Source organism: Candidatus Pelagibacter sp., from assembly GCF_052049855.1.
Taxonomy (GTDB): Bacteria; Pseudomonadota; Alphaproteobacteria; order Pelagibacterales; family Pelagibacteraceae; genus Pelagibacter.
Window position 1 is genome coordinate 538,808 of record NZ_JBNGZE010000002.1, and the last position, 14,739, is coordinate 553,546.

General features: G+C 29.0%; 14 protein-coding genes. 3 read left to right on the forward strand and 11 right to left on the reverse strand.

Annotated elements, in window-relative coordinates:
* Window positions 1–3 precede the first annotated feature (3 nt).
* From ACTT9X_RS05055 to ACTT9X_RS05090, 8 genes are read right to left on the reverse strand one after another with little or no spacing between them, the layout of a single operon-like run.
* The gene (locus ACTT9X_RS05055; RefSeq protein ID WP_440934563.1) at window positions 4–423 is read right to left on the reverse strand and encodes a secondary thiamine-phosphate synthase enzyme YjbQ; all 420 of its coding nucleotides are present in this window, start codon (window positions 421–423) and stop codon (window positions 4–6) included.
* The gene (gene zapE / locus ACTT9X_RS05060) at window positions 423–1,478 is read right to left on the reverse strand and encodes a cell division protein ZapE (RefSeq protein ID WP_440934564.1); all 1,056 of its coding nucleotides are present in this window, start codon (window positions 1,476–1,478) and stop codon (window positions 423–425) included. Before zapE ends, ACTT9X_RS05055 begins: the two co-directional genes overlap by 1 nt.
* Complete coding sequence (locus ACTT9X_RS05065; RefSeq protein WP_075504010.1) at window positions 1,478–1,909, reverse strand: hypothetical protein; 432 nt, start codon at window positions 1,907–1,909, stop codon at window positions 1,478–1,480. Before ACTT9X_RS05065 ends, zapE begins: the two co-directional genes overlap by 1 nt.
* Window positions 1,910–1,911: 2 nt before the next feature.
* The gene (locus tag ACTT9X_RS05070) at window positions 1,912–3,210 is read right to left on the reverse strand and encodes an outer membrane protein assembly factor BamB family protein (RefSeq protein ID WP_440934565.1); all 1,299 of its coding nucleotides are present in this window, start codon (window positions 3,208–3,210) and stop codon (window positions 1,912–1,914) included.
* Window positions 3,203–3,847 (reverse strand): hypothetical protein, encoded by a 645-nt coding sequence (locus ACTT9X_RS05075; RefSeq protein WP_440934566.1) that lies wholly within the window; start codon window positions 3,845–3,847, stop codon window positions 3,203–3,205. Before ACTT9X_RS05075 ends, ACTT9X_RS05070 begins: the two co-directional genes overlap by 8 nt.
* Before the next feature lie 2 nt (window positions 3,848–3,849).
* Window positions 3,850–6,519, reverse strand: coding sequence for an aconitate hydratase AcnA (gene acnA, locus ACTT9X_RS05080; protein WP_440934567.1), 2,670 nt, complete (start codon window positions 6,517–6,519; stop codon window positions 3,850–3,852).
* 1 nt (window position 6,520) lies between these two features.
* Complete coding sequence (locus tag ACTT9X_RS05085) at window positions 6,521–7,114, reverse strand: LysE family translocator (RefSeq protein WP_440934568.1); 594 nt, start codon at window positions 7,112–7,114, stop codon at window positions 6,521–6,523.
* Window positions 7,115–7,116: 2 nt separating this feature from the next.
* Window positions 7,117–7,458, reverse strand: coding sequence for a tRNA-binding protein (locus ACTT9X_RS05090; protein WP_440934569.1), 342 nt, complete (start codon window positions 7,456–7,458; stop codon window positions 7,117–7,119).
* 27 nt (window positions 7,459–7,485) lie between these two features.
* Here ACTT9X_RS05090 and argE point away from each other — a divergent pair, with 27 nt between their 5' ends.
* Window positions 7,486–8,676: an acetylornithine deacetylase gene (argE, locus tag ACTT9X_RS05095; protein ID WP_440934570.1), complete on the forward strand. Its 1,191-nt coding sequence runs from the start codon at window positions 7,486–7,488 to the stop codon at window positions 8,674–8,676.
* On the opposite strand, the gene ACTT9X_RS05100 is transcribed toward argE, so the two are convergent.
* Both ACTT9X_RS05100 and speB read right to left on the reverse strand, forming a co-directional pair.
* Window positions 8,673–10,106, reverse strand: a complete 1,434-nt coding sequence (locus ACTT9X_RS05100; protein ID WP_440934571.1) for an aldehyde dehydrogenase family protein — start codon at window positions 10,104–10,106, stop codon at window positions 8,673–8,675. The two genes, argE and ACTT9X_RS05100, sit on opposite strands and share 4 nt — an antisense overlap.
* A gap of 20 nt (window positions 10,107–10,126) precedes the next feature.
* Window positions 10,127–11,086 carry an agmatinase gene (speB, locus tag ACTT9X_RS05105; RefSeq protein ID WP_440934572.1) on the reverse strand — a complete coding sequence of 320 codons (960 nt, stop codon included), beginning with the start codon at window positions 11,084–11,086 and terminating at the stop codon, window positions 10,127–10,129.
* A 53-nt stretch (window positions 11,087–11,139) separates the two neighbouring features.
* On the opposite strand from speB, the gene ACTT9X_RS05110 reads away from it, so the two are divergent.
* A complete protein-coding gene (locus tag ACTT9X_RS05110; protein WP_440934573.1) occupies window positions 11,140–11,868 on the forward strand; it encodes a putative zinc-binding metallopeptidase in 729 nt (242 codons plus the stop codon).
* Complete coding sequence (locus ACTT9X_RS05115; protein WP_440934574.1) at window positions 11,865–12,515, forward strand: peptidylprolyl isomerase; 651 nt, start codon at window positions 11,865–11,867, stop codon at window positions 12,513–12,515. Before ACTT9X_RS05110 ends, ACTT9X_RS05115 begins: the two co-directional genes overlap by 4 nt.
* Here ACTT9X_RS05115 and ACTT9X_RS05120 read toward each other — a convergent pair.
* Window positions 12,508–14,730: a 3-hydroxyacyl-CoA dehydrogenase NAD-binding domain-containing protein gene (locus ACTT9X_RS05120; RefSeq protein ID WP_440934575.1), complete on the reverse strand. Its 2,223-nt coding sequence runs from the start codon at window positions 14,728–14,730 to the stop codon at window positions 12,508–12,510. The genes ACTT9X_RS05115 and ACTT9X_RS05120 overlap by 8 nt on opposite strands.
* Between the last annotated feature and the right edge of the window lie 9 nt (window positions 14,731–14,739).

Here is a 14,739-nt window from a genome sequence, read left to right on the forward strand (position 1 = left end):
CGTTTATTCACCGATAAAATGGTGAATAATTGTTCTATTTTGCTGCTCTAAACGATGTTCAAATAAAAATAAACCCTGCCATGTACCAAGTAATAATTCTCTGTCCTTAATACTTAGTGAAATTTGATTATTAGTTAAAGCTGATTTGATATGAGCAGGCATATCATCTTTTCCCTCGGTCGTATGAACGTATAAATTGTTATCCATAGGGGCTAATTTATCAAAATAATTTATTAAATCAGTTTGTACATCTGGATCTGCATTTTCTTGTACAATTAATGAGGCACTCGTGTGCTGAATACTTAAATTAAGAATACCATTATTTAAATTATTTTGACTAATCCAACGAATTGTATCATTGGTAAATTCATATAACTTTTGACCATTAGTATTAATTTGAAGATTATAGAATTTTTGTTTCATTAATTGTACTTTTTCGATGTAAGCTCATGTAAACGACTGATAGTACGTTTAAATGGTTTCTCTAACAATCTTGAAGAGGTAAATTGATCTAAATTTTGATTAGCTGTAACTGCTAATGAAATATTTTTATCATAAATTAAATCTAACAAAGTTATAAAACGTTGTTGTTGATTTGAATTCACATCATTAAATTGAGGTATTTGATCTATTACCATAAATTTACAATTTTTGATTATTTCTAAATAATCTTCCGCTCCTAAATTTTGATTGCAAAGTTGATTAAAGTCAAATCTAACAATTCCTTCATAAAAGTTTTCTATTTTAAATTCTCTACCCTTTACATTAATTGTCACTGAAGATTGTTTTCTTTTCTTTGTTATAGTTCTAAAAAATTTGTTAATCATAAAATTAGTTTCTTTATTAAGTGGGAAAAAATATCTTTGTTTTTGATTATTATTAGATTTTCTATAATCATCTTCAATTTTTAATTCATGTTCAATTGATTGATCTTCCATTATTTTAATAAAAGGTATAAATTGTTCACGTTGAAGGCCATCTTTATAAAGATCTGAAATTTTAGTATTTGATGTAAGAATAATTTTAATATCCTCTTTAAATATTTGATCAAATAGTTTTCCTAAAATCATTGCATCAACAATATTTGTTACTTGGAACTCATCAAAATAAATTAAAGAGGCTTTTGATTTTAAATTTTTAACAAATTGATTGATTACATTTTCTTCATTTTTTTCTTTCTGTTTATGTACAAAATCATGAAAACCTAACATAAACTCGTTAAAATGCTGTTTTAATTTTTTTTCTAGAATATGATCATAAAAGAAGTTTAAAATCATTGTTTTACCAACCCCTACACCACCATATAAATAAAATCCTTTTTTAGATTTTTGTTTGGAAAATAATTTTGAAAAAAATGATTTATAGTTAGAATGGTGATAATAATCTAATTTTTTAATTACAGTGATTTGATTATAGTTTACTTCTAAATCTTGATTTTCACAAAATGATATAAAAATTTTTTCAAATTTTTTTGGCATCAATTTTTTTTAGTTTTAAAATCAATACCATACTCTGATCTTGGTCCTTTCCTTAAACCAAATGGACCTGAGATAAACAAAGTTAATGGTTTAGTTCCTGGTTCCAAATCTACTCTATGTAAATTATTTGCCGATCTAAAACCAATATACCCCGGTGGACGCCAAAACTTGCCAGTGCTTAATGTTTCCCAATAACCTCCTCTCAAAATTATAGTAATATAAGGAAATGTATGATTATGTACTCCTTCTCCATGATCATCTGCTAGCATCTCATGAATTAATATATTGAATGGGAACCATTTAGGTCGATACCTCATCAAAACATAGTAACGGTTCATCCAAGGCTTTGCCTCTTTAAAATTAGGATGTGAAGGTCCTCTATCTAATACAACTTTTTTTCTGCCAATCTTTTCTAAAAATTTTAGGAACATACCTAATCATATTTTACAATAGAACCATTTCTTACTACATATAAATTTTTATTATATATAAATGGTTCAGAAATTAATCCACCTGATACTTTTTCAATATGAATTACATTTCCGTCTTCGATACTCGCTACAATCATTTTTCCATCCGAGTTAGTTAAATATAAATTTTTGTTACCAATTGCGAACCCTATGGGACTAACATTTTTTCTTTTTTTATCTTTATAATTAAAAAAAAGATCTGTAATTCTTAATATATTTCCTTTATTTTTATCAATTAAGAATAAATAACCTTCATTAGAAATCGTAAAAATAAAGTTTCCAATTAAAACAGGTCGAATATTTGAATTGATTTCATTTATCCAGTTAGTGGTACCTGTTTTCAAATCAATTGAATAAAACTCGTTTTTATTATTTGAAAAAAATATTGAATTTCCATCTGATACGAGTCTAGAAGACTTAAAATTATAGGTTTCATTTATTATTGAACTACTCTGTGTAGGTAGTTGCCAGGCAATTAAACCAGTTTCAATATCTACAGCTGTAATATCTCCTATAGAATTGTTGAAGATAACATTATTATTATAAATAATTAGTGAATATTTAATGTTAGAAATTGTAAATGAATCCTCTGTTTGTAAATTCCAATATTCAGAACCATCTTTAATTTTGTAGCACCTCAGTATATTTTTATAATCGATAACAAATATTTTATCTTTATACTTTTTAATACTTGAATTAAATGGATAGTCATTATTTTTTGACCAATTTAATTCGCCAGTACTAATATTCACAGAATAATATTTAGATATACTATCAGTCACTAAAAGATTTTTACCATCTACTAAAAAATTTAATTTTGGTTTTAATTTTTTTTCAGCTTTTGAATAATGATTTTTTTTCCAAATAACTTTATTATTATTATCATATCTAATAATTGTGCCCTTTTTATCAAAAAATATAATTCCATTACTTAAAAAAATCGGTTCGAAATTTAATTGATCAAGTTCATCTAACTTTGAAAATTTAAAGTTACTAATCTTTATTAATTCACCTTTATAATTTTGAGAACCTAAATTATTTTGATTATCAATTATCTCGTTATTTATTTTAATTTTTGAGAAATCTAATTTAAATCCCTGATTAAATTCAGAAATAACTTTTTTCTTCTTAGTCAAAACTTTAGTTACATTTTTTTTTGTATTTAGATTGTTTTCGTTATCTTTCCAAATTTTAGAATTTTCGTTAAAAGAACAGCTATTTAAAAATATTAATGCAATACAAGTAAAAATTAATTTATTCACTCAGATCTCTGTTCAATCTTTTCTCTGCTTGCAACCTAATATCTGGATTTGAATTTTCTAAAGTCATTATTTGATTGAAAAATTCTTTAGCTTTTTGTTTCTGATTATTCGCATAAAAATATTCTGCCATCAAATACAAAGAATGTGACTTCCAAACACTTTTTGAATTAATAAGTGGATTTAGCATGTTTAGAAGATCACTTTCTTGAGAATTATCTGCATTGTAGAGAGCCTTTTTATATATAATTAAATTTTTAATTTCAGTATCTAATGAAGTATCCTTTATTAATATATCAAACAAAGAATTAATTTTTGACTGGTCACTTATAAGATTATTATCGATGATAAAATATAGTGATAAAGGTGAATAAGTTGGATTTTTCTTTTTTACTATTTCGATCAAGCTATTAGCTGTCTTTTCTTTTGTGTTATTTGAGTAATCTATTGTTATAGAGTTAAATTTATCCGATATCTCTTTTTTTTTAGATATTAAATACTTATCATAACTAAAAACACTTATTATAATAATAATTAAAAAAATTATAGCTGATATTATTTTGTTTTTATTATTTACAATAAAATTTTTAATTTTTTGATTTCTTGTATTGCTATTTATAATTGATAAATCTTCGTCCATATCTAAATCATATTCCTTAAAACGTATTGCAGAATACCTCCATTCTTATAGTACTCTAATTCATTTTTTGTATCAATTCTGCATAAAGATTTAATTTTCTTTATTTCGCCTGATGCATATTTAATTTCCACTGTTACCTCATCAGAAGGATTAATACCCTTCTCTAAATCCATAATACTAAACAATTCAGATCCTATTAATTTAAGATTTTTTCTATTAACATTGTTTATAAACTGTAAAGGCAATACTCCCATTCCAATTAAATTAGATCTGTGAATTCTTTCAAAGCTCTCAGCGATAACTGCTTTAATTCCTAACAGTTTTGTGCCTTTTGCAGCCCAATCTCTTGAAGATCCAGTTCCATATTCTTTTCCACCAATCACAACTAAATCAGTCCCTCTTTTTTTATATTCAACCACAGCTTCATAAATAGGAAGAACTTTTTCCTCTGGGTATAACTTTGTAAAACCACCTTCTGTGCCTGGTGCCATTTCATTTCTAATTCTTATATTTGCAAAAGTACCTCTCATCATAACTTCATGGTTTCCTCTTCTTGAGCCATAAGAATTAAAGTCTTTTGGTAAAATCTGATGCTCCATAAAATATTCACCAGTTGGACTATCTTTTTGAATACTGCCAGCAGGTGATATATGATCTGTAGTTACCATATCTCCTAATATTAATAATGGCCTTGCATCTCTAATTTCTTTAAATCCCTCTGGTTTATCTGGCAAAGAGTCAAAGAATGGAGGTTTTTTTACGTAGGTTGAGCCTTCATCCCAATTGTAGATACTACTTTTATCCGTTTTAATTTTTTGCCATTGAGTTGGGCCTTCCGATACATTGGAATACCTTTGTATAAACATCTCTGCATTAAGTGAATGTTTTAAGGTATCCTCAATTTCTTTATTAGAAGGCCAAATATCTTTTAAAAAAACTTCGTTACCGTTTTTATCTTTTCCAAGTGGATCTTTGTATAAATCAACTTCCATATGTCCAGCAATTGCATATGCTACAACAAGTGGAGGTGAGGCTAGATAATTAGCTTTAATATGCGGTGAAATTCTTCCTTCAAAATTTCTATTCCCTGATAAAACTGAAACTGCATAAATATTTTCTTTTTGTATCGCCTCTACAATGTTTTCTGGTAGTGGACCTGAGTTACCAATACACGTAGTACATCCATAGCCTACTAGATTAAATCCTAATTCATCCAAATATGTATTTAATCCAGCTTTTTCTAAATAATCAGTTACTACTTGAGATCCAGGTGCTAAAGAAGTTTTTACCCATGGTTTAACTTGTAATCCTTTTTCAATTGCCTTTTTAGCCAAAAGTCCAGCTCCAATCAAAACATTTGGATTTGATGTATTCGTGCAAGAAGTAATTGCAGCAATTAAAATAGATCCATCTTTAATAACGAATTCGGTATTAGCCACTTTTGAAACCGATTTTTCGTTTTTGCTTTTGGCTTCTTTTAATACTTTTTTAAAAGAACTATGTGCGTCAGTTAAAAGTACTTTGTCTTGAGGTCGCTTTGGGCCTGAAATAGTTGGAACAACTGTAGACATATCTAAAGATATGATATCAGTAAATTCTAAATCATTACTTGCCCATAGCCCTTGTTCCTTGGCATAGTTTTCAACAATATTTACAGTATGTTGATCTCTTCCTGAAAATTTTAAATATTTCAAAGTTTCTTCATCAATAGGAAAGAACCCACATGTAGCGCCATATTCTGGTGCCATGTTAGCAATTGTCGCTCTATCAGCAAGAGTTAAATTTTTTAAACCTTCTCCATAAAACTCAACGAATTTTCCCACAACTCCTTTATCTCTTAACATTTTAACAACAGTTAAAACTAAATCAGTAGCTGTAGTACCTTCAGGCATTTTATTTTTCATCTCAAAACCAATAACTTCAGGTATTAACATTGATATTGGTTGCCCAAGCATTCCTGCTTCAGCTTCAATTCCACCAACTCCCCATCCTAAGACAGATAAACCATTTACCATTGTCGTGTGGCTATCAGTTCCAACTAAAGTATCAGGAAATAAATAATTGTCTCCTTTGAATTCTTCTGACCATACTACTTTTGACAAATACTCAAGATTTACCTGATGGCAGATTCCTGTTCCAGGTGGCACAATTCTGAAGTTATTAAATGCTTGTTGTCCCCATTTCAAAAAAGAATACCTTTCTCCATTTCTTTCAAATTCTATATCAACATTTTTTTCGAAAGAATCAGCTTTAGCAGACTGATCTACCTGAACAGAATGGTCAATTACAAGGTCTACTGCGGATAGAGGATTGATAGTATTAGGATCTTTATTTTTATCTTTTACCGCTTCTCGCATTGCTGCAAGATCAGCCACAGCTGGGATACCGGTATAGTCCTGAAGGAGTACTCTTGCTGGTCTATAAGCAATTTCAGTTTTAGATTTTTTTGTTTTTAACCAGTCTTTTACAGCTACAATTTGAGACTTTGTAACACTCAAGTCATCTTCATATCTCAATAAATTTTCTAACAAAACTTTAAGGGATTTGGGGAGTTTGCTTATACCATCTAGGCCATTTTTTTCTGCTTCAAGTAAAGAGTAATAATTAAAATCTTTACTATCTATAGAAATTTTTTTAAGAGAATTGTAAGAATTTTTGTTTCCTGGTTTCATGTTATAAATAAAAAGTTAATATGCTTAATAAAAGAAGCAGTGACATAACATAATTAAAATAATTAATAAATTTCTGATTTGTCGCAAATTTCCTGAAAAATTTACCTAAAAATGTCCATAATGTAATACTAGTTACTGAGACTAACAAAGCCAATATAACAATTTGAGTTGTATGACTTACAAAATTTTCTCCTACTTTAATATAAGTTGATACAATTATAATTGAAGCAATTACAGCTTTTGGATTTAAAAATTGAAAAACAAATGTTTCTATAAATTTTACTGGATTTTTATTTTTGTTTTCTTGGTTTTTAGAATTAGAGAAAGAAATTTTGTATGCTAAATAAATTAAAAACAGTGTTCCAAGGTATTTTAATATTTCTTGAATTAGTGGATAAAGTTTAAATACATTTATCAAACCTAAAGCTACACATAATAGTAAAAAGGGGAAACCAAAAGTTACTCCAATAATATGTGGAAGTGTTCTAGTAATTCCAAAATTAAATCCAGAATAAAAAGCAACAAAATTATTTGGCCCGGGTGAATAAGCAGCTACAATTCCAAATAATGTTATCGATAAAATTTCAGGATGCATTTTTATGCAATAGGTAAACCATTCTCAGATTTTTGAGATGGATGGACCAAAATTACTTTGCCCTCCTTATCAATTGAGCCAAGAATAAGTATTTGAGAAACTACACCAGCTATATTTTTTTCAGGAAAATTACAAACACCTATTACTTGTTTTCCTTTAAGATTTTCTTCATTATAATAATGAGTAATTTGGGCAGAAGATTGTTTAATTCCAATTTCTTTTCCAAAATCTACTTCTAAAACTAAAGAAGGTTTTCTGGCCTTTTCATTTTTTTTTACAGAAATTACTGTACCAATTCTAATGTCAACTTTATCAAAAATATCATAGGTAATTTGTTCTTTCATATAATTAATATATAATAGATGAAAATTATGAGTACAGAAAATAATTCAGAGCTTTTATTCAAAAATTCAATAAAAATATTAACAGATCTAATTGGTTTCAAAACAATTTCAGGAGAAGATAATAATTCTCTAATTGATTATTGCGATAAAATTTTAAAAGATCTTGGTGCTAGCTCTTTTAGAACATTTGATGAAGATAAAAAAAGAGTAAATCTATTTGCTACAATTAAGGCAAAAAATACCAGTAATAAAAAACCAATAATCTTATCAGGACATACTGATGTTGTTCCTGTATCGAAAGGTTGGGCAACTGATCCCTTCCAAGCAACAATAAAAGACAATAAACTTTTTGGAAGAGGTTCATGTGATATGAAAGGTTTCATTGCTTGCACTTTAGCTTTTGCTCCAATTTTTTCAGAGTCAAACCTAGATAGAGATATACATTTCTCATTTACTTTTGATGAAGAAACTGCATGTCAAGGAGCACCTATTTTAATTGAAGAATTAAAAAAAAGAGATATCAAAGATGGAATTTGTATTGTTGGTGAACCAACTAATATGAAAATTATCGATGCTCATAAAGGATGTTATGAATACACCACTTATTTTAAAGGTTTAGCTGGACATAGTTCAGCGCCCCATAAAGGTGTAAGTGCGGTTGAATATGCTTCAAGATATGTAAATAAATTAATTGAGTTGAGAGAAAAACTTAAAGAAAGATCTCCTAAAGACTCTATATTTGACCCCCCTCATTCTACTTTATCAATCGGAGGTATATTTGGTGGAATTGCTCATAATGTAATTGCAGATAAATGTCATGTTAATTGGGAGACAAGACCAGTAGTAAAAGAGGATGCAGTTTTTCTAAACAAAGAACTAGACAAATATGCAAATGAAGTTTTATTACCAGAAATGAAAAAAGTTTTTCCTAATTCCTCAATTGAAAAAGAAATAATTGGAGAGATAGTTGGCTTTGATAGAGAGCAAAAATCAGATGCATGTGAATTAATATCTAGTTTAACTGGAGATAATTCGCGCCAAGTAGTTTCATTTGGAACGGAAGCAGGTTTGTTTCAAGAAATAGGTATTAGTACAGTTGTCTGTGGTCCTGGCTCAATTGAACAAGCTCATAAAATTGATGAATTTATTATTTTAGATGAACTAAAAAAATGTTTGAAACTTCTCGATGGTATAAAAGATCAGTCTACTGTAAATTAACTCCAGCCGCCTACAGCTTTAACTTCTAAGAATTCTTCTAAACCGAACTCCCCTGCTTCTCGACCTATTCCAGAATGTTTAAAACCTCCAAATGGTGCATCAACTGCAATACCAGCTCCATTTACATCAACCATTCCAGATCTTAATTTTCTAGCAACTCGTTTTACTTTATCATGATCTTGTGATTGAATATAATTTGTTAATCCATAAGTGGTATCATTTGCAATCTTAATTGCATCCTCCTCTGAATCAAATGGTATAACAGATAGCACTGGACCAAAGATTTCTGTTCTTGCAACTTCCATATTGTTATTAACGTCAGCAAATACTGTTGGTTTTACAAAATAACCTTTATCAAGGCCATCTGGTTTTCCGGTCCCTCCAGCAACTAATTTTGCACCTTCATCAATACCTTTTTGAATTAAAGCTTGTATTTTTTTAAATTGATTTTCTGAAATGACAGGACCAATATGCTCACCTTCTTTTTTTGGATCACCTACCTCAAAATTTTCTGTATATTTTTTTAATCTCTCAATAGCCTCGTTGTACATAGATTTTTCAACTAGCATTCTTGTGGGTGCATTACAAGATTGTCCTGAATTTCTAAAACATCTAAAAGCACCTCTTTCTATAGCTTCAGGATCAGCATCTTTAAAAATTATATTAGCCCCTTTGCCTCCAAGCTCTAAACTTACCCTTTTAAAATCCTTTGCAGCGTTTTGTGAAATTAGAGCTCCAGCCCTAGTCGATCCAGTAAAAGAAATCATATTTATATCTGGATGACTTGTTAATGCATCACCAGTAGTTGCTCCATCACCATTGACTAAATTAAATACACCTTTTGGAAACTTTACTTCATCCACAATTTCAGCAAGTATCATAGACGACAAGGGTGCAAGTTCAGATGGTTTTAATACCATAGTACATCCTGCTGCCATGGCAGGCATTACTTTCAAACAAACTTGATTCATTGGCCAATTCCAAGGTGTAATTAATGCACAAACACCTTTTGGTTCATAAATTAGTCTTTGATTTGGAGCATGTTCACCCAATGGCTTTTCAAATTCAAAATTTTTTAAATATCTTATGAATGATTTAATATGACTTGCTCCTGTACCTGCTTGCAATTTAGATGCAAAATCTTTTGGAGCGCCCATTTCAAGAGTTATGGCTTTAGCAATATCCGCCCATCTTTTTTTATAATTTTCGTAGAGTTTTTCTAATAATCCAATTCTATCTTCCTTAGACGAGAAGGCCCATGATTCATATGCATTTTTTGCTGCTTTTACAGCCTTATCAACATCAATTTTGTCACCTAAAGTAATTACAGCACAATTTTCTTCTGTAGCTGGATCTACTACTGTAATTTCTTCTGAACTGTTTGGTTTTATCCATTCACCATTTATATAAAAATTTTTTTTATTTAACATGCTAAGAAGTTATCTTTTATCTATGATTTTGCAAATAAATTAGTTAACTCATAAACAATAGTGGCTGCTGCTAAGGAAGTTACCTCTGCATGATCATATGCTGGTGAAACTTCGACTACGTCAGCAGAAACTAAATTTAATCCTGACAAGCCTCTAAGAACATTAACCATTTCTCTTGTTGTCATTCCTGCAATTTCTGGTGTACCAGTACCTGGAGCAAATGCAGGATCTAAAACATCAATATCAATTGACAAATACAAAGGATTATTTCCTACTCTATTTTTTATTCTCTCAGCAATTTTATCCGTACCTTCTGTTTGAAACTCATCACAATGAATTATTTTAAATCCAAAACTTTCATCATTTTTAATATCATTTCTACTATAAAGTGGTCCTCGAATTCCAACATGCATAGAAGCATCATCTAAAAATAATCCTTCTTCTCTAGCTCTTCTGAATGGAGTTCCGTGAGTATAAGGTGCACCAAAATATGTGTCCCAAGTATCTAAGTGGGCATCAAAATGAACTAAAGATACAGGACCCTTATTTTTTTTATTGATTGCTCTTAACAATGGTACTGCAATAGTGTGGTCTCCACCTAAACTTATAATTCCTCCAACCTTATTTAATAAATCTGTTGCACCTACTTCTATTTGTTTAATTGCTTCATCAATACTAAATGGGTTGCAAGCGATATCACCAGCATCAGCTACTTGTTGGATTTTAAAAGGCTCAACATCATAATTAGGATGATAATTGGTTCTTAAATGTCTAGAAGCTTGCCTTATGCTTTGTGGACCAAATCTTGCTCCGGGTCGATAACTTGTGCCAGCATCAAACGGAATTCCAACAATTGCGACGTCACAGCTTTCTACATCTCTTAGCTCAGGAAGTCTCGCAAAAGTACTTGGACCAGCAAATCTTGGAACTTTAGTTCCGCTAACTGGTTGAATTGGATTTTTGTTTCTTTCTTTTTTCATTTTTTAATAATCTAAGATAATATTATCTCATCTAATTCGTCTATAATAATTTAATGAAAATTTTATTTTTATTTATTCTTATTTTTCATATTTCGCATGTAAATGCTGATGAAATTTATAATCTGATAAAAATTCCAAATTTAGAAATTTATAAATTAAAAAACGATAATAATATTCGTTATTTGAGCGCTAAAGGTAATTTTAAAATTGGTATAAATAAGAACATTTCTTGCGATAAAGTTAGTATCAATAATTTAAATTCAAAATTTCCTTTAATTGAAAAAAATCTTAATCGATATAATTCTGATTTTCTTAATAAGATAAAATTAAAATATATTGTATTTTGTGAAAATTTATTCATCTCTGAAATTAATACTGGAGGAATACCTGATAATAAAAACAGGACATTAATTTTAGATATTAATTTTAATAAAAAATATTTTGAAAGAATGATGCATCATGAAATTTTTCATATGATACAAAACACTCACATTGAATATTTTGATGAGGATAAATTTTCCTCTTTTAATCTAACATCATTTAATTACGCTGAATGTTCGACTTGTTCTGATAGATTAAATTTAGATCTATATAAAAAAACTGATGGTTTTTTAACAGAATATTCTAAATCTATCCCATCTGAAGATATGGCAGAAATTTTTTCATTTTTAATGACTGATAAGGAAACAATCGAAGATAAAATTAATAGTGACAAAATTCTAAAAAACAAAGTGAATTTTATAAAAATAAATTTAGCTAAAATAGATAAAAATATTTTATGATTAAAACAATTAAAGCCTCAAAATCAGAAAAAATTTTATTTATATTTTTAATTTGTCTTTCAATTTTTGTTTTTACATCTTTTTTTTTATTAAAAAATAAATGTCTATTTGTAGAAAAAAATAATTTAAGTAAACTTAATTTTAATAATCCAGATAATATTGTAGTAATGAATGTTGAGTGTGGAAATGTAATAATTGAACTTTATCCAGATATTTCTCCTAAAGCGGTGAAAAGATTTAAAATTTTAATTGAACAAAAAATGTATGATGGTTCTGCTTTTTATAAAGTTTCAGAAAATACTTTTGTACAAGCTGGAGATATCGAGTATGGAAATATAAATAATTTAGATTATTCTAAAATTGGTAGCGGAAAGTCTGGACTGGGATTGTTAAAATCAGAACTCAGCATCGATTTTAAATTTACGGAAGGAAGTGTTGGTTTTGCTAGAGCAACAGAATTTGATACAGAAGATAGTGAATTCTTTATTACATTAAAAGAAATTCCAATTTATCAAGGTGAATATACTCCAATTGGTAAAGTAGTTTATGGCTTAGATATATTAACTAAAATTAAAAAAGGTAATAAGGCAATATATGTTTTAAGACCTGATTATATTAAAACCTTTAGAATGTTTAATTCTAATTAACTAAAGGTTTACCTGTCGATAATGTATGTTTAATTCTTTCTTGAGTTTGTTTTGTTTCTATCAATCTCATAAAAGAATCTAGTTCTAGTTTGTACAGATCATCCTCTGACAATACTTTTTCAATAGTAGTGTTTCCACCACTTAAAACGTTTGCAAGCTCAGTTCCAACATACATTCCATGATCTAAAATTACCTTTTCGTTATATAATTTCTCTAAAACCTTAATCATTTTATCTTTCAACGGCTTTCCAGAAAGCTTAAATTTACACTGTTCTGGAGGAACAAAATCAGTATTTTGATTAATTAAATTTTTTGCTTCCTCAAAAAGGCTATTTCTGTTCATTATTTTTTTATCTTCTGGTCTTAAATACTTTAATGGCTCAGCCTCGATTGGAGATGTGGCTGTTTTAGCATAACCAATAATATCAAAAACTTTTAGTGGGGCATAATCTGGATCTGATTTTGCTTCCTCTGTTTGTGACCATCTCCACAACATTTCTTTACATCCTCCGCCTGCAGGAACTAACCCAACAATAGTTTCAACTAATCCAATAACTAAATTTGTATGTGAGGCAACAAAATTACTTTGAACTAAAACCTCAAAGCCTCCTCCAAGTGTAAGTCCAGAAGGTGCTGATACAACTGGGTACTTAGAGTATTTTAAAGTTTTGCAAGTATCTTGAAAATATTTTATAAATTTTTCAATTGATTTAAAATCACCTTTATCAGCAAAATTCATAGTATAACTTAAATTCACACCTGCTGAAAATTGCATGCTTTCATTAATTACTATTAAAGGTTTGTCGGTTGCATTTTTCAGTGCATCCATTGAGTCATAATCTAATGCACAGGCTTTTGTCGTAAACTCAACAATATTAAAATCTTTAAATCGATGAATTTCAGCTGAATTATTTTTATCTACTTTAATTGCTGATGGCCTTATTTTTCCTAAAGTTTGAATGTCTGTATAAATTTGTCTTTCTCCATAGAAGTTTTCATCTTTTGTTTTTGATAAATTTTCTAAAAATATATTATTTTCAAAGTCATCTATTCTTTCAAAGAAATTCTTTACCCCTATAGATTTCAACATTTCAAAAGGACCCATTGCCCAATTAAAACCAAGTCTCATAGCTTCATCAATATCATTGAACTTATCAGTAATTCCTGGAACAAGTGAAGATGCATATTTAATTATTTTTGAGACTACAATCCAAGCATACTCACCAAACTTATCTTTTCGATTAATTAAATTATTTATGTCAACTGTCTCAATTCCTAAATCTATTTTTTTTGTTGCTGAATACTCTCCTGTTTCTAAATTAATTGCTTCTAAAATTTTTTGATCTCCACTTTTATTCATTCTGTAAAAGCCACCTTTTCCTTTACGGCCGGTGTAGCCTGTCTCAATTAATTTTTTTACTAATGGAATTTCTTTTGCAACAATTATAAATTCATCTTTATCTGAAAGTTCCTTTATAAAACTTTTTAATACATCAGCCATCAAATCAATTCCAATTAGATCATACAATCCAAATACTCCTGTTTTAGGTATACCCATCGGTCTACCAAAAACTGCATCTGCTTCTTCTATTGAAAGTTTCATTTTGAATGCTTCCGTCATAGCAACCTGCATAGCGTAAACACCAATCCTATTACCGAGAAAACCTGGCGTATCGTTGCAAATTATTGCTCCTTTACCAAGCTCAACTTCACAAAATTTCTTTAAAGAATTAATTTTATTTAAGTCATTATTTTCGTTTTTAACAATTTCTAACAATCCCATGTATCTGACAGGATTAAAAAAGTGAGTGATACAAAAATCTTTTTTTTCTTCGTCATTTAGTTTTTCCGATAGAACTTTAATTGGAATTGATGATGTATTTGATGAAACTATCGCACCTTTTTTTCTGTTCTTAAATATCTTCTCATAAATATTATGTTTAATATCAATTCTTTCCACTACTGCCTCTACCACCCAATCTGCATCTTTTACTACGTCAAAATTTTCTTCAATATTTCCGACATTAATATTGTTAATTTTGCTCTTATCTATTAGCAAAGGAGGTCTAGATTTATGTATTCTATCTCTAGCTTTTTCGCTGATTTCAGTAGACAAATCTAAAAGAGTAACTGGAACACCAGCATTACATAAATGTGCTGCTATACCACTTCCCATTGTACCAGATCCAATGACTACAACTTTTCTAATTTCCATAAAGAACTC

What these genes read in the sequence shown, in the direction of transcription:
- ACTT9X_RS05110 (WP_440934573.1), top strand. Translation starts at nt 11,140, where the DNA reads ATGAAAATTTTATTTTTATTTATTCTTATTTTTCATATTTCGCATGTA.
- ACTT9X_RS05100 (WP_440934571.1), bottom strand. Translation starts at nt 10,106, where the DNA reads ATGTTAAATAAAAAAAATTTTTATATAAATGGTGAATGGATAAAACCA.
- acnA (WP_440934567.1), bottom strand. Translation starts at nt 6,519, where the DNA reads ATGAAACCAGGAAACAAAAATTCTTACAATTCTCTTAAAAAAATTTCT.
- argE (WP_440934570.1), top strand. Translation starts at nt 7,486, where the DNA reads ATGAGTACAGAAAATAATTCAGAGCTTTTATTCAAAAATTCAATAAAA.
- ACTT9X_RS05120 (WP_440934575.1), bottom strand. Translation starts at nt 14,730, where the DNA reads ATGGAAATTAGAAAAGTTGTAGTCATTGGATCTGGTACAATGGGAAGT.
- ACTT9X_RS05075 (WP_440934566.1), bottom strand. Translation starts at nt 3,847, where the DNA reads ATGGACGAAGATTTATCAATTATAAATAGCAATACAAGAAATCAAAAA.
- ACTT9X_RS05055 (WP_440934563.1), bottom strand. Translation starts at nt 423, where the DNA reads ATGAAACAAAAATTCTATAATCTTCAAATTAATACTAATGGTCAAAAG.
- speB (WP_440934572.1), bottom strand. Translation starts at nt 11,086, where the DNA reads ATGAAAAAAGAAAGAAACAAAAATCCAATTCAACCAGTTAGCGGAACT.
- ACTT9X_RS05085 (WP_440934568.1), bottom strand. Translation starts at nt 7,114, where the DNA reads ATGCATCCTGAAATTTTATCGATAACATTATTTGGAATTGTAGCTGCT.
- ACTT9X_RS05090 (WP_440934569.1), bottom strand. Translation starts at nt 7,458, where the DNA reads ATGAAAGAACAAATTACCTATGATATTTTTGATAAAGTTGACATTAGA.
- zapE (WP_440934564.1), bottom strand. Translation starts at nt 1,478, where the DNA reads ATGCCAAAAAAATTTGAAAAAATTTTTATATCATTTTGTGAAAATCAA.
- ACTT9X_RS05115 (WP_440934574.1), top strand. Translation starts at nt 11,865, where the DNA reads ATGATTAAAACAATTAAAGCCTCAAAATCAGAAAAAATTTTATTTATA.
- ACTT9X_RS05065 (WP_075504010.1), bottom strand. Translation starts at nt 1,909, where the DNA reads ATGTTCCTAAAATTTTTAGAAAAGATTGGCAGAAAAAAAGTTGTATTA.